This window comes from Rhodococcus sp. IEGM 1341 (assembly GCF_030056895.1).
Classification (GTDB): domain Bacteria; phylum Actinomycetota; class Actinomycetes; order Mycobacteriales; family Mycobacteriaceae; genus Rhodococcoides.
Window position 1 is genome coordinate 267682 of sequence record NZ_JASHKV010000005.1, and the last position, 19205, is coordinate 286886.

Consider the following 19205-nt stretch of genomic DNA (forward strand, 5'->3'; position numbering starts at 1 on the left):
GTGCAATACCCCCTAGGGTATGTCAAGTACCCCCTTGGGGTATAAAGAGAACAGCAACCATGGGAGTGAACACACGATGACGTTGGCGCTGGCGCTCGGATTCGGTGCAGTGATCGGAATTCTGCTCGGCCTACTCGGTGGAGGCGGATCGATTCTTGCGGTCCCGGTGTTCGTGTTCGCCCTCGGCCTCGGCGTGGAGGAAGCGATCCCCGTCTCGCTGATCGTCGTCGGCACCGCCTCCGCAGTAGGAGTGATACCGAAGCTGCGAGCCCACCGAGTCGAATGGCGGCTGGCGGCCGTGTTCGCTGCGACCGGCATTCCCGCCACGTTCGCCGGCAGTGCACTCGGCCGGTTGCTTCCGGACAGGGTTCTGCTGCTCGGCTTCGCCGCCGTGATGGTTGCCGCAGGAGCGCGGATGCTCGCCGAGCGGGGAGATATCGGAACAGCCTGCAAGACATCGACATCGGGCATCAACTGGAGACGCTGCGCACCACGTTCGATTCCGGCCGGTCTTGCCGTCGGATTCATGACCGGGCTGTTCGGCGTCGGAGGCGGCTTCCTGATCATTCCGGTACTGGTGCTGATGCTCGGCATAGAGATGTCGGTCGCTGTCGGAACCTCGCTGGTCATCATCGTCGCGAACTCCGTCGCAGGTCTGTTCTCACACCTGAGTGGTACGACCATCGACTGGTCGATCACCCTCGCCTTCGCAGGCACCGCGATCGTCGGCTCCCTCGTGGCCGCGCACTTCGGAAGTCGAGTCGATACCGCACGGCTACAACGTTTGTTCGCCTACCTCGTGTTCGCCGTGGCCGGATACGTCGTCGTCGACGCGGTCTTTTTGAGCTGATTCGACCTCGTCCGGCCCCTGATCGAGCCGGAACGGCGGGTACTCGTCGGTCATCAGAGCCGCATAGGCCGCGACGCGAAACACCCACCGGTTGATGCCGAGCACCAGGTCGAACAGGCCTCGCGGATAGCGCCCGGTGAACAGGAGCGTGATTCCGGCGATGAGGACGAGCACGCCGAGAACGGAGCCGAAGATGTACGGCTGGCCCGTAACCCCGGCGTCCCCGCCGTTACCCGCTATGCGGAAGCCCGCGTACCAGCCTCCCGCCAGCAGGGAGAGCACCAGGTAGTGCGGGATCGCCAGCAGCCACCACTTCACCAAAACTTTGCCGCGCGATAGCTTTTCGGGGTAGTCCACCACGAGGTCGGCGGGATGATCCGTACGGTGCAGCGTGAACGGCGGGTAGCGGTCGGTACCCAGCGCGGAGTACGAGTAGAACTGCACACGCCACACCCAGCGGAGAACTCCCACATTGAAGTCGAACAACCCACGCGGGTACCTCCCGGTGAACAGGATCGCCAACCCTGCGACGAAGGTCGTGACGAAGAAGCCTGCCAGGAGAAAGACCAACACGATGTAGTGCGGCACTGCCAGAATCCATTTCACGAGCCACAGCCCCCGGGACAGCGACTCCGGGCGTGTGCCTGTGAGCACCACCGGATATCGAGACTGTTCGGTAGCGCTGAGCAGGGTGTCCGGTTCGTCGAGCGGCTTCGATTCAGCCGCGGTCTCGGAAGCCGTTCGCCTGCCGAGCCCGGAGGCGCCGAAGACGATCGCCCCGACACCGAGCACCAGAAGAAGCGCCGACGCTGCCAGTACGGAAGCAGCCACCGGTCCGAGTGACTGCACTCGAACGCCTGCCCTCACGTCCACGTCGACGCCGGCGCTCCCGTCGGCATTCATGACGACCATCGTCCACGAGCCGCCCTGCGGCCTCCACTCCAGTTCTGTTGTCCCCGTGCCACTTGCACGGTCGAACCACCACGGCTGATCCAGCGGCGAAGCAGCGGTGTCACTTCCGGTGACGTTGTCGTATCCGGCCCGAAAGGGAAAGAACTCGACATCGGTCACCACGGTGTGTGCCACACCGCGGAGGTAGTCGCGGACATCGGCAGTGGGAGCGATCCCGATCAGCACCTCACGCGCGGGATCGGACGAAGCGACTCGGACCGAGACCGTCACCCGGTCCGATACCTGCGGGTCGATCGAATCGACAAGGGAGACATCCTCGGACACGAGTGCGCTCGAGGCCGTCGTCAACGGTGCAGTCGGCAAACTGATTCGCCCCTCGTCGTCCTGCGCGACGTAACCGAAGAACAGGAGCACGCCGACGCCGAGCACGGCGAAGGCGACGAGTGAGACCACACATCCGATGACGAGTGCAAAAACTCTGTTCGTTCCCATGACGGGCCCTTCGGTCGGTACAGCTCGTGAGGCGCGGGTCATCGTGCAGCGTGGACGACGCTACGAGGCGGCATCACAGGACAGAGGGGCCTTCGGTAACGAGCTCGTCGACAAAAGGCCCTACATCGCACGACGCGCGCCGGGCACGCTCGAGGCAGGAGCACTCCATCTCCACGAGCGCGAGGTAACCGATCTTCATGACCATCACCGACGCACCACCGACCACCCGACTGCTGCACGACGAATTGACATCGATTGCCGCGATGCTCGCCGCGAGGTTCCCCGATCTGACGCGCGCAGTCGTCGACGACGCAGTCCGCACCACCTACGACCGCCTGTACGCCACCGCGCGCGTCCACGGCCACCTGTTCCCACTGACGTCCAATCGTGCCCGTGTCGAACTAGAGCGCCTGCACGCGGAACGAACAATCGACGACGATCTGAAGACCGTTTCGGCCGAGATACGCCGTACCCTGGCGCCCATGGCAGGCCGGTCATGGTGAGCGCAGAGCCGCGACACCAACCCACGGACAACCCGGTCGCCCCCGGCTTCTGGACGAAGCACGAGTGGGGTGACATCGTCGTCGCGCTCGACGGCACCGTGAAGTCCCGCGACGCCCTGTCCTGGGCCGCGGGCCTGGCCTCTGTCACCGGGGCACGCATTCGGCTAGTGCACGCACTCACCTCCCGCGAATCGGCCCGGTCGTTGGAGCGACTGCACGGTCGACGCCTTCTCCGATCGGCTCGCCGTGAACTCTTCGGTCTCGATCCCCGCATCGCAATCGATTCGATTCTGACGGACGATCCCATCGCCTCCGTTCTCGGCGCGCTGTCGCACACTGCTGATCTGATCGTCATCGGAGGTCGTGAATCGGGCCCGATCCGAGATGTGCTGTTCGGCCGCAATGCAACTCGCATCGTCGAAGAATCGTCGTGTCCGGTCCTGGTGTGGCGCCCCCAGCACGCGGATCTCACGCCGACCTCTCCGGTTGTCGTCGGCGTCGATCACTCCGACTCGTGCACCCGAGCGATCGAGGCGGCCTTCTGGTTCGCCGATGCACTCGAGGTCCCACTCACCGCGCTGCACGTCGGATCGCCCCACCGTCGGCCTGTCACGAACGACGCTGAGCTGGAACAGATCCGAGCACTCGAATGGCTGGGCGGACGCCTCGACGCTGCCAAGTCCATGCATCCCACGGTCGACGTGCACCTGCATCTGCTCGACGCGTCCGCGGAGCACGAGCTTCGACTCGCATCGGCCACCGCACACCTCCTCGTGGTCGGCAGCCGCGGGCCAGGGCCATGGACGGGTCCGTTCACCGGATCGGTCGGCCAGTCGCTGGTGCATGCGTCGGGCTGCCCGATTCTCGTGGTGCGTTGAGTCCTCGAACTGCCGACAGCCCCCGGGTCATCGGGACCTTGTGCCCTTCCGGATCCGCTGCTCGACGCCGGAGACTCGTAGTAGACGAATGCACTTCGGGTGGGAGTAGGTGACGGCCATGTTCTCGGAACTCGCGCACCGGTGGTGGCGACACAGTCCGTGGATCTCCAATCCACTGATGCGGCTGCCGGACAGGATCGAACGAGCGGCTTTCGCCGTCGGGATCGCGGTGCTCCTGCTGCTGATTCCCGTGGCAGCGACGATCGGTTCGGTGACGTACAGCGACCTGTCGTTGCGGGCGCAACAGCAACGCGCAGAATACGTTCGAGTCGATGCCCGGGTGGTCGACTCCGTCAGGACCGAGCGGTCCGAGACGGACGGTGCCGTGCCCGCCAGCGGTACCGCGACTGTGCAGTGGAGCGCGCCGGACGGCTCCATCCGGTCGGGATCGGCCCAGGTGCCGTCCGCTGTGCAGATCGGTGAGACGACTCCGATCTGGCGCGACGCGGACGGAAACCGCGTACGCGCTCCCGAGACCGCCGCCGGTGCCGTCGTCAACGGAACTGCCACGGCCGTGTTCGTGTGGTTCCTCGGTGCAGTCGTCGTCGGTGGTCTCGTCTATCTCACCACCAGGGCCGGCGAACGTTCACGAATGCGGCAGTGGGACAGGGACTGGCAACACTTTCTACAGGACCGCGACCATCCTTCGCGGTAGTGCCGTCGATCTTGTTCTTTTCCATAAACCATCGAAGGATGCACAATGCCTGCAGTAGTTGATTGCGACCGAACAGGCCCGGCGGTCGTCGGCACCGCAGAGGTCCACGAAACGCACAGCGCCTACGTGTTTCTACTCGGTGATGTCGCCTACAAGATGAAGAAGCCGATCGAGACGGACTTCCTCGACTTCCGTACCGTCGATTCCCGATGGACCGCATGCGACCGCGAGTTCGTACTGAATTCCCGATTCGCGCCCGATGTATATATCGGTATCGCCGAGCTCACCGATCCGGGCGGCGGGCCTGCCGAACCACTGCTGAAGATGCGACGCCTCCCCGATTCCACCCGGTTGTCCACCCGCGCCGCGGCAGGCGACGATATCGGCACCGTCGTCGACCTCGTCGCGCAGACTGTCGCGGTTGCCCATCGGAACAGTCCTCGAAGTACCCGCATCGACGACGAGGGGCGACAGAGCGCTCTGGACGAGCGGTGGCGCAACAACATTCGCGAGCTGCGCACACTCGCGGTCGGCGTCATCGACACCGCACTCGTCGACGAGCTCGAGGATCGATCTCTTCGCTACGTCGCCGGTCGTGCGGCCCTCTTCGACCATCGGATCTCGCGGGGCCGCATAGTCGACGGGCACGGGGACCTTCTTTCGGACGACATCTTCTGCCTACCGGACGGCCCACGAATACTGGACTGTCTCGATTTCGACGACCGACTGCGCTTCCTCGACGGAATCGACGACGTCGCCTGCTTGGCAATGGATCTCGAATTCCAAGGACGCCCCGACGCGGCTCGCCGCTTCGTGGCGTCGTATCTCGAGGCGACCGAGGACAATCCTCCCTGCTCTCTGATCGATCACTACATCGCCTACCGCGCAACGGTTCGCGCGAAGGTCGCCTGCCTTCGCTTTCATCAGGGTCATCCGGCCTCGCAGACCGACGCGCTCGCCCACATGCGACTCGCGCTGGACCACCTGGCGTCGTCGGCCATCACCATCACGTTGGTGGGAGGCCTGCCCGGCACCGGCAAGAGCACGGTGGCCGCCGCACTCGCGGAACGCACCGGGGCGGTGGTGCTGTCGAGCGATGTGGTGCGCAAGGAGAGCGCGGGACTCGATCCACGGTCTCCGCATCCGTCGGCAGTCGGATGCGGGCTGTACACCCCCGAGAAGGCAGCATCCACCTATGCCGAATTGATGCACCGAGCGCGCGAGCAGGTAGGGATGGGCCGTTCGGTCGTCATCGACGCCTCGTGGAACGACGAGAAGTCGCGCGAGCACGCGCTCGAACTGGCCGCCGGCACCCACAGCGATCTTGTCGAGCTCGAATGCCGAACGCCCGAACATGTTGCCCTCGAACGTATTGCGACCCGCCCACGCGGCGCTTCGGACGCGTCGCAGGCCGTGTACGACGCCATGGCCGGTGCCCGACGCCCCTGGCCGAGTGCAACCGTGATCGACACCTCCGGGACGATTGCCGACTCACTTGCCGCGGTGGCCACTTCGTGAACTCTTCGATCCCCGGTACGGAAGAACGCGGAAAGCTCTGGCGCACCAGCGTTCCTGGCTCCGTCGACGACTCTCCGCTGCATCTGTGTGACGAACCTCGTCCCGTCCCCACATCGGGAGAATTGTTGATCGCGGTGCAGGCCTGCGGGGTGTGCCGGACGGATCTACACGTCGTCGAGGGCGATCTTCCGGTACACGAACCTCACGTCGTCCCCGGGCACGAGATAGTCGGGGTCGTTGCCGCCCTCGGCGAGGAGTGCGGCACTGCCTTTCGCATCGGAGATCGAGTTGGGGTTCCGTGGCTTCGGCACACGTGTGGGACCTGCTCGTTCTGCACCGCTGGAAAGGAGAATCTGTGCGCCGAATCCCGTTACACCGGTTGGGATCACGACGGAGGCTTCGCGCAGTGGGCGGTTGTCCCCGTTGACTACGCTCTCACGCTGCCGGACGGATACCGCAATGCCGAACTCGCGCCCCTGTTGTGCGCGGGAATCATCGGTTACCGAGCGTTGCTGCTTGCCGAGCTCCCCGAACAAGGCGTACTCGGCCTCTACGGATTCGGCGGCAGCGCCCATATCGTCGCGCAGCTCGCCCGCTCGGCCGGTGCCACGGTGCATGTGATGACCAGGGATCCTGTTGCGCGCGAGTTCGCGCTGTCCCTCGGTCTCGACTCGGCACAGGACACCTACGCCGCCCCGCCGCAGCAACTGGATGCAGCGATCGTGTTCGCTCCGGTCGGTGAGATCGTCCCCGCAGCGCTCGAGGCACTCGTGCCGGGCGGAACCGTCGTCCTGGCCGGTATCCACATGACCGATGTCCCTGCCATGGATTACCAGCGGCACCTGTTCCACGAAAAACGTTTGCGCAGTGTCGAGGCGAACACCAGGGAGAATGCACGGGCATTCCTCGAGATCTGCGGTCGAATCGACTTGACGGTGCAGACCACGGAGTACCCGTTTTCGCGAGCACCGGATGCCCTGCGCGATCTGCGGCACGGCCGGTTCGCGGGCGCCGCAGTCATCGTGATGTGAACGTCGGCAACGCCGATCACCACGAGAAGGGCCGAGTGTCCTCGAAAAGAGAGCCTTTGTGCCGACGGCACGGCGCGTGTGCCGTCGTACGCTCGAGACTGTCGTCCTTGAACTCGTCGACACGAATCACCCACGTTCGAGGAGACGATGACATGACCGATCTCGACACCGAATTCCGCTCCGCCGGTACGGACTACGAGTTCGCGCTGATGCGTAGCCCGTTGGCTGCGCAATTGCGTGTGGTCGAGTATCGGATGCGGGTGATGATGACCGAGCAGGGGGCGCTGCATCCTCGTGATCTCGTTGCGTCGGCGCTGCCGTCGAGTCGACGCCCGACGCTGAACTCTGCCTGACACCGGCGCGGGCGCATGACCTTCGAGACGCTCGCCCTGTGTGCCGCGGTGGGATTGTTCGGCCCACTGCTGGCGCTTCCACGCGGGCTTCGGATACCCGTCGTCATCGGAGAACTCGTCGCCGGAATTGCACTCGGCTACACAGGCTTCGGCGTAGTCGACCCGAGCGAGCAGACGCTGAGCTTCCTCGCGCAGGTGGGCTTTGCGCTCGTCATGTTCGTGGCCGGCAGTCAGGTTCCGATTCGCGATCCGCGACTGCGCATCGGCCTCGGGGTCGGTACTGCACGGGCGGTGGCCGTCGGGCTGCTGGCAACCGCGCTCGGCTGGGCTGTGTCCGCCGCGTTCGATCCGCCTCACCTCGGTCTGTACGCGGTGTTGATGGCGTCGTCCTCGGCCGCAGTCATCATGCCGATCGTCGAATCCACCGCGATGACCGCTCCGGGCCTGATGGCCCTCCTGCCGCAGATCGCGCTCGCCGATGCCGTCTGCATCGTCGCGCTGCCCCTCGTGATCGATCCACAGCGGGCCGGTCCGGCCGCATTCGGATCTGCGACGGTTCTGCTCGCTGCCGCGGTGATCTTCGTCGTCCTGCGACACTTCGACATCTCGGGACTGCGCCGCCGCGTGCATCGGGTGTCTGCTCAGCGCAAACTCGCGCTCGAACTGCGACTCAACCTGGTTCTGCTCTTCGGCCTCGCGGCACTCGCCGTCCACACCCACGCCTCGGTGATGTTGGCCGGTTTCGGTTTCGGCGTTGCGGTTGCCGCCATCGGAGAACCGCGACGCCTTGCCAAACAGCTGTTCGCCATCACCGAAGGATTCCTGGGACCACTGTATTTCGTCTGGCTCGGTGCATCCCTCGATCTGCGTGCACTTGCCAGTCACCCGAACATGATCGTGCTGGGACTCGTCCTGGGCTTCGGTGCCATCGCGGTGCACGGTGCGATGCGCCTGACCGGCCAGCCCACCCGACTCGGGATACTCGCGGCAGCCCAGCTGGGCGTTCCGGTCTCGGCCGTGACACTCGGCGCGCAGAGCGGAGTCCTGGCTCCCGGTGAAGGCCCTGCCATCGTGCTCGGCGCACTGGTGACCATCGCGGCGGCCGCCGCAGCGTCGCGGGTCGCCGCTCGTCGTCCTGTCTGACCCTGCGGGCCTGCGGCGGCGCAAGGCATTTGGGTGTTTCGAGTTCCGCGTGACGGGGAACATGGGTCCTGGAACGATCGGCACGACGCGAAACGGATCATGACGATGACGGATGACCAGGTCTGGCGCCTCAAGGGTGCGTGCATCGAAGACATGGATGCCTACGACTCGCAACAACTTCCTCGGCACGGACGCAAGCGCGCAGAGAAGGCATGGCGCTTGTGCGCCGACTGCCCGGTGTTGCGCAATTGCGCCGAGCAGACCGCGCGCGATATCGAGTCTGGCCGTATTCCGGTCGGCGTGGTCGTCGCCGGTGCCGCGTATCACGACAATGCGAGCAACGGGCGGCGGACCGACGCCTACCGCACTCTCGAGTTCCTGATCGGACGGCCGCTGTCCAACCCCGCCGCCTGACAGCGCCGAGGTTCTGTAACACCGCGATCACGGAACAATACGAAGTCGGTAACGTGGACAGCTCTGTTCGGCAGGTCTTCGGCGCGTCTTCTCGGGCCTGACCTGCGTCGGAGCAAGTCGCGCAACAATGTCTGCATGACCGCAGCGAACGCAACCGACTTCGGGCTACCGAACGATGTTCAACGGGCACTCTCGCAACGAGCACCGATCGAACAGGCCAAGGGAATGTTGATGGCAATACATCGCATCACCGCCGATGCGGCGTTCGCGCTGCTCGTCGACCGATCTCAGGGCACAAACCGAAAGCTTCGCGACATCGCGCAGGAGTTGGTGGACACGGCTTCGTCGGCGCGGTAACTGTTCAGGCAGCCCCGTACGCTGCTTTTTCAACGCACGGGGCCTGAGCAATGCGGCAGTCCGGACTACTTCATTACCTGCTGTGCCGTATGCCCTGCCATGGCTGCCCGAAACATTCCGTCCGGGAACGCGGTCGTCGTCGTGTCAGAAACGCGCGAGAATCGCACGCGCACAACGAACTACTGTCGCGCGGTCGTACGACATCACATAGTCGAACTCACGATCGGCGTCGATTTCCCCGCGGTGCAGATCGATCGCTGCGAGCACTCCACAGAAGTGCGGACCCAACACCACCACGTTCCACTCCTCCACGAGCGGATCCGTCGGATCGAGGGGCGCATGCATGATGCCGCCCTCTTGTACGTAGCCCATGCCAACGCCGTACACGCCGGCGTACGAGATCTGCTCGGCCATCGAGACCCAACGAGCACGGGTGGTCGAGGTGAAGTGCTCTGCTCGCTGAAAAGTACCGAGCACCAACGTTTCCGGCCCTGCGGCCGCAGCCTGCATCTCGAGAGACGTACTCATCGCCACCAGTAGACGCTTGGTGCTGCGGGTGGCTGTCTTTCCTGCGGACGCGATGGCGTACGGCGACTCGGCGGCGACAGCGGGCGTACTCGAGGTCGGGAACGGCGGCATCACCTCCGCGGCGTCCGCGGGGAGCTCCTCGGTGGTCTCGGCCGCCGGATACAGCTCACCCACCCCGTAGGTCGCTCCGAGTCCGAGTGCGCGAGTGCGGTGCAGTGCAGTGTCGACTCCGCTGGCCACCACCACCGCGCCGGTTCGTTCCACCTGAGCCGAGACGGCATGCGCGGTACGTGCGGTGGCGAGATCGGGACGCCGGGAGACCATCGATCCGGCGAGGATGATCACATCGGGTTCGATGAGCGGCAGCAGGGTCATCGACTGCGGCCGACGACCGACGTCGTCTACGGCCACCACTTTGCCGTCACGCCTGGCCTTGTCGATCGCGGCGAGGGTGCGGGCCGGACTGTCGACGAGTGCCGCCTCGGTGACGACCACGATGTCGCGGCGCAACTGTTCCTCGGTGGCGGAATCGAGTGCAGCAAGGGAGTCGACGTCCATGGAGACGAGCATCGGCAACCGCACCGACTGATTGATCCGAGCCACTCCCCACGCGAGGGCGTCGAGTTCCCGCTTGGCGTCCATTGCTCTCGCGGCGCGCTTAAGCGCGTCGGCGGAGGCGAGCGGGCCGTTCTGCGGACCTCGCAGTTGAACTTCGATCGCTGCGAGCGCGCCGTTGTCCAGCCGACAGACCGGGGCGAAATACGGTTGCACCGTCAGCTCTCCCGTGTCCGTGTCGACTGCAGATCCTGCTTCGGCCAGCGCGAACGTCACACCACAGTTTGACACGAAAAAACGACCCCCGTCACGTGGGGGTTGGCTGATCTTCAAACCTGATTTCCGTAGTTTCTTCTCGCTGTCTTAATGGTGGACGACGGAGGTGTCACGACAGACACCACAACTATCTCGTTTGGATAACTTTGCATAACGCTCCGATAACGGAACTTTCCCAGAGTCGACCGCGCGGCTCGGAACCCTCAGGGCTCGAAATCGGGCCGAAAACCCATGACGGAGTGGACTTTCAGAACCGAAGCCCAATTTTGTTACCACGGCAAACAACAAACGTACCGACCGCATTGTGACTATTTCGACGCGGACCTCGGCTCGGCGTCGTCACTGCAGTTCGTTCACGTCACCGCTCGACAGCGAATCGCCTCCGTAGAGGGCGACGCGGTCGCCGCCGAGCCTTTTCGCTTGATACATCGCCTCGTCGGCGCGGCCCAGCAGTTCGTTGACAGCGGACTCGACGTCCCCCGTCTCGACCACGGCACGGGCAATGCCCAACGACGCGGTCAACGGTGCAGGGTCGGTGCCGTCGCACAGACGAACTCGTAATCGCTCGGATTGTTCGACCACCGTATCGAGGCCGTCGACACACACGGCCGCGAATTCTTCGCCGCCCAGTCGAACCGTGACTGCCGGTGCCGGGAAGACCTCGAGGATGCGATTCGCGGTCGTCCGGATGACCGCGTCTCCATGCTCGTGGCCGTATCGGTCGTTGACCGCTTTGAAGTTGTCGATGTCGATGACCACGGCGACCAGCGACATGTTCGCACCGGATCGAGATTCCAGGTTGCCGATCGCCGCATCGAATCCCCGACGGTTCCGCAGGCCGGTGAGCGGATCGTAGAACGCGCCGGTGGCGTCTCGGCGCAACAGCATGAGGAAGGAATGCCCGATCAACGGTCCCGCGAACATCACCAGGATCAGCATGACGAAGTAGAGACTGGTCTGTAGACGCTCCGCCGGGTCGTTCACCATTGCCGAGACGTAGATGGTGACGGCGGTGACGAATGCGAAGCCGTGATGGACCGCCAACAACTTGGGCCCGTGAAACCCCGCGACATAAGCGCCCATGACCGTGAACAGGGCTGCAATGGGCAGGACTGCGGACGGTCCATCGGTGGTGAGCAGAACAGCCGCGAGCACGATGTCGGCGTACAGCACGAATGCGATCGACACGCGCCAGCTCGGCCAGCCGCCGATCAACCAGATCAACCCCACCGGGACCGTTGTGACGACGGTGAACCACAGGGGCCAGCGCGCGAAGTTGCTGTCGGCGAACCCCGGAATGGTCAGAGCGATCGCCGCGGCACCGCCGTAGAGCCAACACAGGATTCCGATGAGAACCCTGGTGATGTCCAATCCTCGTTGCGAACGCGCATACGCAACGTTCCACCCGTAGTCGACGGGAAGCGACCACCACTGACGAAGACCGTTCACCTTGCAGAGCTTTCCTGGTATCCCGACCTGGAGGGCCAAGTCAACCACAGACGAATCACCCGGTCTGCGAACTCGAGAACTTGCCTGCGGGGCACGGATCGGGCGGCGGAGCCGGGCTTCCCTCCCAGCTCCGCCGCACTCGACTGTACCTATTGTCGAACATATGTGCGAGCTCGCAAAGGAGTGGTTTTCGGTTGTACCACTCATACTGTGCACAAACCGAGAAAGTGACCTACAGTCTGTGACATGCTCCAGAAAAGGGGTTCGAACGGGGTTCGACCGCCAGGTTCCACTGATCCAGTTCATTTGGCGCTCTTAGCAATCCTCACGATTGCTGTGATCGCCCTCGTCGTCATCGCGGTCCAACAGGGCCGCCTCTGATCACGCACCTCAGCGTTCACTACCGACTCTCCTCGGCGGAATCCCGCGTTCGGCGCACGCTTTTGAACGCTCACGTCCGCGGCAGCGCTCGGCCGACTGCATCGATCGAACGTCGACGACGCCGGACCACCTCGATGATCTCGTCGACCACGCGTCGCGTTTCGCCCAAGGCCTGTACAGCGGAGTAGCGCAGAACCAGCCACCCCTGAAGTACCAGCCGGTTCTGGCGTCGACGATCGCCGTCGAACGCTCGGCTCGACGTATGGAACTCGCGTCCGTCGATTTCGACGATCACCCGTGCCCGGAAGTCCACGAGGTCGCCGAAATACGGACCAACCCGCGCGTTGATCTCCATGAAGAACTGTCGAGCGGACAGTGCCCGAGCCACCACTCGCTCGGCCTCGGATCGGGTGCCGAGGCAGCACAGTCGCAATTGTCTCCGTACTGCCTTCATGCCGTGCATCCCGCGAGATCGTTCGCATTCCGTCGCGATTCGACGTCGCAGAGCCGGCCGCGCGATCGCCGTGTCGAAGAACCGCTCCAACTCCTCACCCGTCAGAGTGGCCGCCACGTCGACGAACACCTGGGCCAACGTCACCACCGGAAGACCTCGGCACCGGTCCGCCTCGGGGACGCGTCGTCGATGGATCTTCACCCACTCCGGCGCGTGCTGCCGGGTCGAGGTCGGCACTGTCGCCGTGACCTGCGTCGGCTCCTCGTCGATCAACCCCCACACCCACGCAGCGGTCAGATGACTGAGCACAGCGCCGGGCTTCCACAGAGCAACCGCTGTGCACAGGTCGATGTACTCGGGTTTGCTGGTCGCATAGATTCCGGGCAGCACTCGAATCAGCTGCCCGGACGCCGTTCTCCGAGAGATGGTGCTGCGGCTCATCCCCCGAGCCATCAGGTCGACCGCTGTGTGTACCCCCATGCCGATACGGTGAACGATCGACGACGCCTGCGCCAGTGCTGTTTTCGAAACCTGTGGATAGTTCGGGGTTATCCACAGGCAGCCCGCACCTCAGCGTTCAGTACCGACTCTCATCGGCGGAATCCCGCGTTCGGCGCACGCTTCTGAACGCTGCCAACCGGCTACGTCCGCGATGCGTCCACTGCCGCAGCCACCGCGGCCGCCATGGCCGCAGCCGTACTCGCGGTGGGGTGCACCCCGTCGAAGGTGGCTCCCGGCCGGTCGAGCAGCGGCGCGAATTCGGCGACGGGTATGCCGCGCTCGGCGGCCAGTGCTCGAATGTCGTCGTTCAGGTCGTCGGCGCTGACCGTGCGCGACGACGGCACCGTGGCGATCACGACCGTGTCGACGTCGCGTGCCCGGTCCAGGATCGTGCGTAGGTTGTCGACGATCCGGGGAAGCGGAACCGACCGGGCGAGGTCGTTCGTGCCTCCGTTGACGACGAGTATGTCCGGGTTCGCCGCCAGTGCGTCGTCGGTTCGGGCGAGGATCTGCGTCGTCGTCGCGCCGTTGATTCCCAGATTGCCACCGTCGGCTGCGCGGGCATCGTCTCCGCACACGAGATACGAGTACCACGACGTGTTGCCGTGAATCCCCCAGTCGACGCGTGAATTGCCTTGCGCCATCGAGTCGCCCAGCGTCACCAATCGTGGGCCGGTGTCGTTGACGCTCCACCCGAAGCAGTGTGCGTTGCGGACCGTCAGCGCCGGCTTCTTCAGTGGTCCTGCCACGAGCGCGGCGACCAGAGCCACCCCGAGTGCCCCGGCGATCCACAGTCGAGTTCTTCGCACGCCGGGGATTCTGCCCTACCGGCGATCACGAGCAGTCCGGGAAGTCCACTTCCGTCGGTGCTGGAGCCGATTGCGGCTGAACCGGTGCCTGCGCTTCGCCGGCGACAGTCGGTTCGACGAGGTTGTACTCGATGGTCTTGGTCTGTCCCGGTTCGATGACGACCGGCACGTAGAACACCGGATGGCCCCGTTCGGCAGCGGTCAGCAGAAACAGTGGAGTTCCGTTGATCGTGGCGTCGGTCAACGTTGCGCCCCGAGTTGCGTACAGTGCCACCACCGATCGGTTGGTTCCCGGAGGTCCGTCGTATCGGGTGGAGTCGTTCTGTCTGCCGGCGATGTAGGTGGTGTAGTCCTGCAGCGGAGCGTTGTTGGTAGTCTCGGCGACGACGCGGGTGGTACGCGTCGGGCCGTCGCAGGACTGCGCGGAGTAGGTGACCTTGCGCTGCAGGTAGTAGTCGAGCTTGCCGCCCGCACCGTTGTTCACCACCACCGCGGCGTACGGGTCGGGGCTGTCGGGAACTTCGTGGCCGATCTCGGTCGGACCGAGGATCGCTTGGAGTGCCGGGTCCGCGCTCCACACGGAGATGTGGCCCTCACTAGTGGCTTTGCCGAGCGCTTCGAGCAGCGCACTGGGAGAGCCGATGTTGCCCTGCATCTTCGCGACCACCCGGGCGGCGATGTCCTGCAGGTAGGCCTTCCGTGCGGCATTGTCGTCCTGGAAGCGGAAGTAGGCGTCGGACTGCGTGATCCGGACGACGTTGGATCCGTCGATCACTTCGCCGTCGCCCATCGTGATGGGTCCGACGGCGTCGAGGATGTAACCGAGGGCGACCGGGTCGGTGGCCAACGCGCCGTCGAGACGCTCGCCTGTTTCCTGCTCCCACATCGACTGCCAGATCCGACCCGCGTACGGAAAGTGCGGACTGACGTTGCTGTTCTGCCAGTTCTGGGTGGGCTGAAAGCGGCTCTCGTAGAAGTCGAAGAAGTCCGGGCCGAGATCGATGGGGTCGTACGGAATCCGAAGCTCGGCATTGCTGGCCAGCGAGTCGACCGCGACCTTCCCGTCCACGGCGCGCACGATGCCGAATCCGCCTATCAATCCGCCTGTTCCGCGGGATTCCGACAGTGTCTGGAAGGCGAGAAAGTAATTGCGCGGGCCGTCCGCCCCGAGCATCGCCGGAAGAACCTCGGCCGCGATGTTCGTGTTCGTCAGCAGGGACGTCAGCTCGTGCGTCTGATCCTGCAACCGAGTTCGCGCCTCACCGACCCGATCGACGAATGTCGGTTCCTCGATTGCCTCGGCCTGGGCATCGAGTACCTCCGCTGCAGCCGCCGCCCGAGACAGCGCAGGCGAGGCGTCGCGCAGGGCGGCGATGTCGATGGAACCGTCGGGCCCACGCAGCCGACTCGGATCGAGGGTGGTGCCCACCTCCACCGAGGGTGTCAGCACATCCACGCTCAACCCGTTGACGACGTCGGTGATCTGCGAGACGACGTCCAGCGGTTGGCCCACGTACGGAATTGCGGCGGCCGCCGTCCAGATCAACGAATCGGTGGCGTCCTTCGCCTGGGTCGAGGTACGCACCGCGTCGGACACGGAGGTGTCGGCCTTCTGCGTATCCCCGGTCAATAGTGCACTTTTTGCCGCCTGGGCATGCTCGCGGGCCTGATCGAGGGAGGTGTATGCGGCATTGGCAGTGTAAGCGAGCCAGGCACCGAGTCCGAGCGCCACGACGACGAACACACCGAAACCGAGCAGGATGCGTCGACCGGAGTTCTTCTTCCCGGCTCGTCGATGCCTACTGCGACCGCGAGGGCCGTCACCGTCCAGGTTGTCGCTGTCGTAGCCCATGGCGTGGTGCGGGCCCCTTTCGCTCCGGCCAAGAGTACAAACGGTGCCGTCGCAGCGCGACACGACTCTGTCGGAGCAGGCTGCGCCGGCGTCGCACCGGCGCAGCCCTCGAACGTCAGGAACCGAGGAATGCGCTCACTGCGGTGCTGCCGCTCTCGGCGCTTCCGCTGCCGATGAGCCCGAGGATGACGTCGACGATGATCTTGGCGATGAATGCGTCCATAACTACTCCTGTTGTGAAGTACCCCCGACGGGATACAGACGGACCTACGAGCGTTGCGACCGTTTGTGACCGGCCACAACGAATCGAAAGGTAGCAGCTGGATCTGTCCAAACGGTGGCGCTGTGGGCGCCGCCACAGTCCCAAGCATTGTTTGTACAAATTTCTGATTTTGTACACATCCTGACAAATTCCGTGTATTGTCCAATCTACAGTGATCGGCCTTACACGAGGAGTAACGATGACCGCATCGAATGTCGACGATCAGGCGCAGGCGCCGGTCGCCGAGTGGCACGACCGAAAGCGATACCTCTGGCTGATGGGTTTGATCCCACCCACGGCGGTCTTCCTGGCCACCGGCCTGGTGTGGGCCTTCAACCAGCTCGGCTGGACCGCCGTGTCGCCGGTCTGGTGGTGGATCGGCGCGCTGCTGGTCTACGGACTGCTTCCGATCCTCGATCGCTTCTTCGGTCCCGACGGTGACAACCCACCCGACGAGGTGATGAAGGCGCTGGAGGAGGACAAGTACTACCGCTACTGCACCTACGCCTACATTCCTTTCCAGCTCGCCAGTCTGGTGTTCGCCTGCTACCTGTGGTCAGCGAACAACCTGTCGTGGCTCGGCATCGACGGTGGACTCGGCCTGATCTCGAAGATCGGCCTGGCCATCAGCATCGGCGTAATGGGCGGAGTCGGTATCAACACCGCGCACGAGCTCGGCCACAAGAAGGACAGCCTCGAGCGTTGGTTATCGAAAATCACTCTGGCACAGACGTTCTACGGCCACTTCTACATCGAGCACAATCGCGGCCACCACGTTCGCGTCGCCACTCCCGAGGATCCGGCGAGCTCGAAGTTCGGCGAGAGCTTCTGGGCCTTCCTTCCTCGAAGCGTGTGGGGCAGCCTGAAGTCGTCCTGGGAGCTGGAGAAGACGCGCATGGAGCGACTGGGCAAGAGCACGTGGAGCATTCAGAACGACGTGCTCAACGCATGGCTGATGTCGGTGGTTCTGTACGGGGTCCTGATCGCGGTGTTCGGTCCGATCGTATTGCCGTTCTTGATCATTCAGGCCATCTACGGATTCTCACTGCTGGAGACGGTCAACTACCTCGAGCACTACGGCCTCCAGCGTCAGAAGAAGGAGAACGGCCGCTACGAGCGCTGCACTCCCGAGCACAGCTGGAACTCCGATCACATCGTGACCAACATCTTTCTGTACCACCTTCAGCGCCACAGCGACCACCACGCCAATCCCACCCGCCGATACCAGACTCTGCGCAGCATGGACGGGGCACCCAATCTGCCGAGCGGCTACGCGAGCATGATCTCACTGGCCTACTTCCCACCGGTGTGGCGAAAGGTGATGGACCACCGCGTTCTCGACCACTACGACGGTGACATCACGAAGGTCAACATTGCGCCGTCCAAGCGGGAGAAGATCCTCGCCGCGCACGGAGCGAAGTGATGGCCGCGTTCGAGTGCCCGGTGTGCGAGTTCGTCTACGACGAGACCAACGGTGCTCCGCGAGAGGGTTTTCCGGCGGGAACACCGTGGGCGGACGTACCCGACGAATGGCCGTGCCCCGATTGCGGAGTGCGCGAGAAAATCGACTTCAGGAGTAAGGCATGAAGCTCTACCGCTGCGTTCAGTGTGGATTCGAGTACGACGAGGAACTGGGCTGGCCCGAGGACGGCATCGAGCCGGGCACGCGCTGGGACGACATTCCCGACGACTGGTCGTGCCCCGACTGCGGCGCGGCCAAGGCCGATTTCGAGATGGTCGAGGTAGAGCGCGGGTGACTACTGGGCAACCCGCCGAGGTCGTGATCGTCGGCACCGGTGCCACCGGGTACACCGCCGCCAAAGTGCTACGGGCCGAGGGCTTCACGGGTTCCATCACGCTGATCGGGAGCGAGCAGGAGCCCACCTACCGTCGTCCGGCGGTGTCCAAGGAGCTGCTGATGGGCACCAAGTCGGTCGATCAGGTCCGGTTGGGTGCAGCCATCGAGGACGTGGACGTCCGCACGGGCGTCACCGCTGTCGCCGTCACCGACTCGGCCGTCGAGCTCGATCAGGGCGATCCGATCCCGTACGACGCCGTGCTGTTGGCAACGGGTTCTCGGGCTCGGCAACTCGATTTCCCGGGTCACGTGTTCACGCTCCGCAGCGCCGCCGATGTCGCACCGCTGCATGCCGACATCCTCCGCACCGGGTCGCTGTTGGTGATCGGCGGCGGATTGATCGGGTGTGAGGCGGCCGCAGCAGCCCGGTCACTCGGTGCCGACGTGACGGTGCTCGAAGCGGCATCGGCTCCGCTGAGCCGCATCGCGCCGCCGGAGATATCGCAGATGTACCGAGACCTTCACGCGGACAACGGTATAGCGATGCACACTGACGTCACGGTGACGAGTCTCGACGAGCAGGACGACGGCACCCTCCGTGCCACAGCTCAGGACGGACGCTCATGGTCGGCCGGCACCGTCCTGGTGTCGGCCGGTTCTGTCCCCAACGTCGAGCTCGGGGTGGACATGGGCCTCGAGACCGCGTCGGGAATCCTGGTCGACGCGGCTATGCGGACATCCAGGCCGAACGTCTACGCGGCGGGCGACGTCGCCGAGGTTCCCAACACCATTCTCGGCGGCACCTATCGGAGTGAGCACTGGAACGGTGCCGTCGATCAGGCGACCCGGGCGGCACGGTCCATACTCGGTCTCGACGTCGGCAGCCTCGACGTGCCGTGGGGCTGGTCGACTCAGCACGGGCTCAACCTGCAGTTCGCGGGGTGGACCGGTGCCGAGGACGAGTACGTCGTGGTTCGCGGCTCCATCGAAGATCGCCGCTTCACCGCCTGTGCGCTGCGCGGGGACACGCTCGTCGGGGCCATAGGCGTCGGCTACCCCAAGGACATCCGACAGATCAGATCCCTCATCGCGAGCGCAGACCCCATCGATCGGGAACTCCTCGGAGAAGATTGGCTGGATCGGCCCCATGCGGTCGTTCGATAGAGTCGTGTTC

At 64.4% G+C, this 19205-nt stretch carries 20 protein-coding genes; 14 read left to right on the forward strand and 6 right to left on the reverse strand.

Translation table 11 applies throughout. The annotated features are described in order from the left end of the window. The first annotated feature begins 76 nt into the window (after positions 1 to 76). Complete coding sequence (locus tag QM615_RS14335) at positions 77 to 850, forward strand: sulfite exporter TauE/SafE family protein (RefSeq protein WP_283347469.1); 774 nt, start codon at positions 77 to 79, stop codon at positions 848 to 850. Here the strand turns inward: QM615_RS14335 and QM615_RS14340 are convergent. Then, positions 776 to 2254, reverse strand: a complete 1479-nt coding sequence (locus QM615_RS14340; RefSeq protein ID WP_283347470.1) for a DUF4389 domain-containing protein — start codon at positions 2252 to 2254, stop codon at positions 776 to 778. The genes QM615_RS14335 and QM615_RS14340 overlap by 75 nt on opposite strands. 197 nt (positions 2255 to 2451) lie before the next feature. On the opposite strand from QM615_RS14340, the gene QM615_RS14345 reads away from it, so the two are divergent. The 9 genes from QM615_RS14345 to QM615_RS14385 all read left to right on the forward strand — a co-directional run bounded on the left by QM615_RS14345 (position 2452) and on the right by QM615_RS14385 (position 9166). Next, positions 2452 to 2757 carry a three-helix bundle dimerization domain-containing protein gene (locus QM615_RS14345; RefSeq protein ID WP_283347471.1) on the forward strand — a complete coding sequence of 102 codons (306 nt, stop codon included), beginning with the start codon at positions 2452 to 2454 and terminating at the stop codon, positions 2755 to 2757. Then, on the forward strand, positions 2751 to 3635 hold the full coding sequence (locus QM615_RS14350; RefSeq protein ID WP_283347472.1) for a universal stress protein: 885 nt from the start codon (positions 2751 to 2753) through the stop codon (positions 3633 to 3635). Before QM615_RS14345 ends, QM615_RS14350 begins: the two co-directional genes overlap by 7 nt. Before the next feature lie 118 nt (positions 3636 to 3753). Beyond that, on the forward strand, positions 3754 to 4350 hold the full coding sequence (locus QM615_RS14355; RefSeq protein WP_283347473.1) for an Rv1733c family protein: 597 nt from the start codon (positions 3754 to 3756) through the stop codon (positions 4348 to 4350). A 45-nt stretch (positions 4351 to 4395) separates the two neighbouring features. Then, positions 4396 to 5868, forward strand: coding sequence for a bifunctional aminoglycoside phosphotransferase/ATP-binding protein (locus QM615_RS14360; RefSeq protein ID WP_283347474.1), 1473 nt, complete (start codon positions 4396 to 4398; stop codon positions 5866 to 5868). Next, complete coding sequence (locus QM615_RS14365; protein WP_269595037.1) at positions 5865 to 6899, forward strand: zinc-dependent alcohol dehydrogenase family protein; 1035 nt, start codon at positions 5865 to 5867, stop codon at positions 6897 to 6899. The genes QM615_RS14360 and QM615_RS14365 overlap by 4 nt, the downstream gene beginning before the upstream one ends. 152 nt (positions 6900 to 7051) lie before the next feature. Further along, positions 7052 to 7252 carry a hypothetical protein gene (locus QM615_RS14370; RefSeq protein WP_068055050.1) on the forward strand — a complete coding sequence of 67 codons (201 nt, stop codon included), beginning with the start codon at positions 7052 to 7054 and terminating at the stop codon, positions 7250 to 7252. 15 nt (positions 7253 to 7267) lie between these two features. Further along, positions 7268 to 8395 (forward strand): cation:proton antiporter, encoded by a 1128-nt coding sequence (locus QM615_RS14375; protein ID WP_269595038.1) that lies wholly within the window; start codon positions 7268 to 7270, stop codon positions 8393 to 8395. Between the two features lie 105 nt (positions 8396 to 8500). Then, positions 8501 to 8809, forward strand: a complete 309-nt coding sequence (locus QM615_RS14380; protein WP_037193923.1) for a WhiB family transcriptional regulator — start codon at positions 8501 to 8503, stop codon at positions 8807 to 8809. Between the two features lie 135 nt (positions 8810 to 8944). Continuing rightward, positions 8945 to 9166: an ANTAR domain-containing protein gene (locus QM615_RS14385; protein ID WP_269595039.1), complete on the forward strand. Its 222-nt coding sequence runs from the start codon at positions 8945 to 8947 to the stop codon at positions 9164 to 9166. Positions 9167 to 9310: 144 nt separating this feature from the next. Here QM615_RS14385 and QM615_RS14390 read toward each other — a convergent pair whose 3' ends face one another. From QM615_RS14390 to QM615_RS14410, 5 genes are all read right to left on the reverse strand, one after another. Next, positions 9311 to 10525 (reverse strand): EAL domain-containing protein, encoded by a 1215-nt coding sequence (locus tag QM615_RS14390; protein WP_269595040.1) that lies wholly within the window; start codon positions 10523 to 10525, stop codon positions 9311 to 9313. Between the two features lie 339 nt (positions 10526 to 10864). Beyond that, complete coding sequence (locus tag QM615_RS14395) at positions 10865 to 11974, reverse strand: GGDEF domain-containing protein (protein WP_283347475.1); 1110 nt, start codon at positions 11972 to 11974, stop codon at positions 10865 to 10867. Between the two features lie 451 nt (positions 11975 to 12425). Further along, positions 12426 to 13289 carry a DUF559 domain-containing protein gene (locus tag QM615_RS14400; protein WP_283347476.1) on the reverse strand — a complete coding sequence of 288 codons (864 nt, stop codon included), beginning with the start codon at positions 13287 to 13289 and terminating at the stop codon, positions 12426 to 12428. A 161-nt stretch (positions 13290 to 13450) separates the two neighbouring features. Next, complete coding sequence (locus QM615_RS14405) at positions 13451 to 14119, reverse strand: SGNH/GDSL hydrolase family protein (RefSeq protein WP_283347477.1); 669 nt, start codon at positions 14117 to 14119, stop codon at positions 13451 to 13453. 25 nt (positions 14120 to 14144) lie between these two features. After that, positions 14145 to 15971, reverse strand: a complete 1827-nt coding sequence (locus tag QM615_RS14410; RefSeq protein WP_283347478.1) for a DUF4012 domain-containing protein — start codon at positions 15969 to 15971, stop codon at positions 14145 to 14147. A 461-nt stretch (positions 15972 to 16432) separates the two neighbouring features. Between QM615_RS14410 and QM615_RS14415 the strand changes: the two genes are divergently transcribed. The 4 genes from QM615_RS14415 to QM615_RS14430 are packed head-to-tail and all read left to right on the forward strand — an operon-like array spanning position 16433 to position 19195. Continuing rightward, the gene (locus QM615_RS14415; RefSeq protein WP_269595046.1) at positions 16433 to 17656 is read left to right on the forward strand and encodes an alkane 1-monooxygenase; all 1224 of its coding nucleotides are present in this window, start codon (positions 16433 to 16435) and stop codon (positions 17654 to 17656) included. Then, a complete protein-coding gene (locus tag QM615_RS14420; RefSeq protein ID WP_269595047.1) occupies positions 17656 to 17820 on the forward strand; it encodes a rubredoxin in 165 nt (54 codons plus the stop codon). The genes QM615_RS14415 and QM615_RS14420 overlap by 1 nt, the downstream gene beginning before the upstream one ends. Continuing rightward, positions 17817 to 17990 carry a rubredoxin gene (locus tag QM615_RS14425; protein ID WP_027495558.1) on the forward strand — a complete coding sequence of 58 codons (174 nt, stop codon included), beginning with the start codon at positions 17817 to 17819 and terminating at the stop codon, positions 17988 to 17990. The genes QM615_RS14420 and QM615_RS14425 overlap by 4 nt, the downstream gene beginning before the upstream one ends. Then, positions 17987 to 19195, forward strand: coding sequence for an NAD(P)/FAD-dependent oxidoreductase (locus QM615_RS14430; RefSeq protein WP_269595049.1), 1209 nt, complete (start codon positions 17987 to 17989; stop codon positions 19193 to 19195). Before QM615_RS14425 ends, QM615_RS14430 begins: the two co-directional genes overlap by 4 nt. The last annotated feature ends 10 nt before the right edge of the window (positions 19196 to 19205 follow it).

Excerpts from the sequence above, each read along its gene's own strand:
- QM615_RS14410 (WP_283347478.1), bottom strand. The coding sequence starts at position 15,971 with ATGGGCTACGACAGCGACAACCTGGACGGTGACGGCCCTCGCGGTCGC.
- QM615_RS14415 (WP_269595046.1), top strand. The coding sequence starts at position 16,433 with ATGACCGCATCGAATGTCGACGATCAGGCGCAGGCGCCGGTCGCCGAG.
- QM615_RS14385 (WP_269595039.1), top strand. The coding sequence starts at position 8,945 with ATGACCGCAGCGAACGCAACCGACTTCGGGCTACCGAACGATGTTCAA.
- QM615_RS14400 (WP_283347476.1), bottom strand. The coding sequence starts at position 13,289 with ATGGGGGTACACACAGCGGTCGACCTGATGGCTCGGGGGATGAGCCGC.
- QM615_RS14420 (WP_269595047.1), top strand. The coding sequence starts at position 17,656 with ATGGCCGCGTTCGAGTGCCCGGTGTGCGAGTTCGTCTACGACGAGACC.
- QM615_RS14335 (WP_283347469.1), top strand. The coding sequence starts at position 77 with ATGACGTTGGCGCTGGCGCTCGGATTCGGTGCAGTGATCGGAATTCTG.
- QM615_RS14350 (WP_283347472.1), top strand. The coding sequence starts at position 2,751 with ATGGTGAGCGCAGAGCCGCGACACCAACCCACGGACAACCCGGTCGCC.
- QM615_RS14370 (WP_068055050.1), top strand. The coding sequence starts at position 7,052 with ATGACCGATCTCGACACCGAATTCCGCTCCGCCGGTACGGACTACGAG.
- QM615_RS14340 (WP_283347470.1), bottom strand. The coding sequence starts at position 2,254 with ATGGGAACGAACAGAGTTTTTGCACTCGTCATCGGATGTGTGGTCTCA.
- QM615_RS14425 (WP_027495558.1), top strand. The coding sequence starts at position 17,817 with ATGAAGCTCTACCGCTGCGTTCAGTGTGGATTCGAGTACGACGAGGAA.
- QM615_RS14345 (WP_283347471.1), top strand. The coding sequence starts at position 2,452 with ATGACCATCACCGACGCACCACCGACCACCCGACTGCTGCACGACGAA.
- QM615_RS14360 (WP_283347474.1), top strand. The coding sequence starts at position 4,396 with ATGCCTGCAGTAGTTGATTGCGACCGAACAGGCCCGGCGGTCGTCGGC.
- QM615_RS14380 (WP_037193923.1), top strand. The coding sequence starts at position 8,501 with ATGACGGATGACCAGGTCTGGCGCCTCAAGGGTGCGTGCATCGAAGAC.
- QM615_RS14355 (WP_283347473.1), top strand. The coding sequence starts at position 3,754 with ATGTTCTCGGAACTCGCGCACCGGTGGTGGCGACACAGTCCGTGGATC.
- QM615_RS14375 (WP_269595038.1), top strand. The coding sequence starts at position 7,268 with ATGACCTTCGAGACGCTCGCCCTGTGTGCCGCGGTGGGATTGTTCGGC.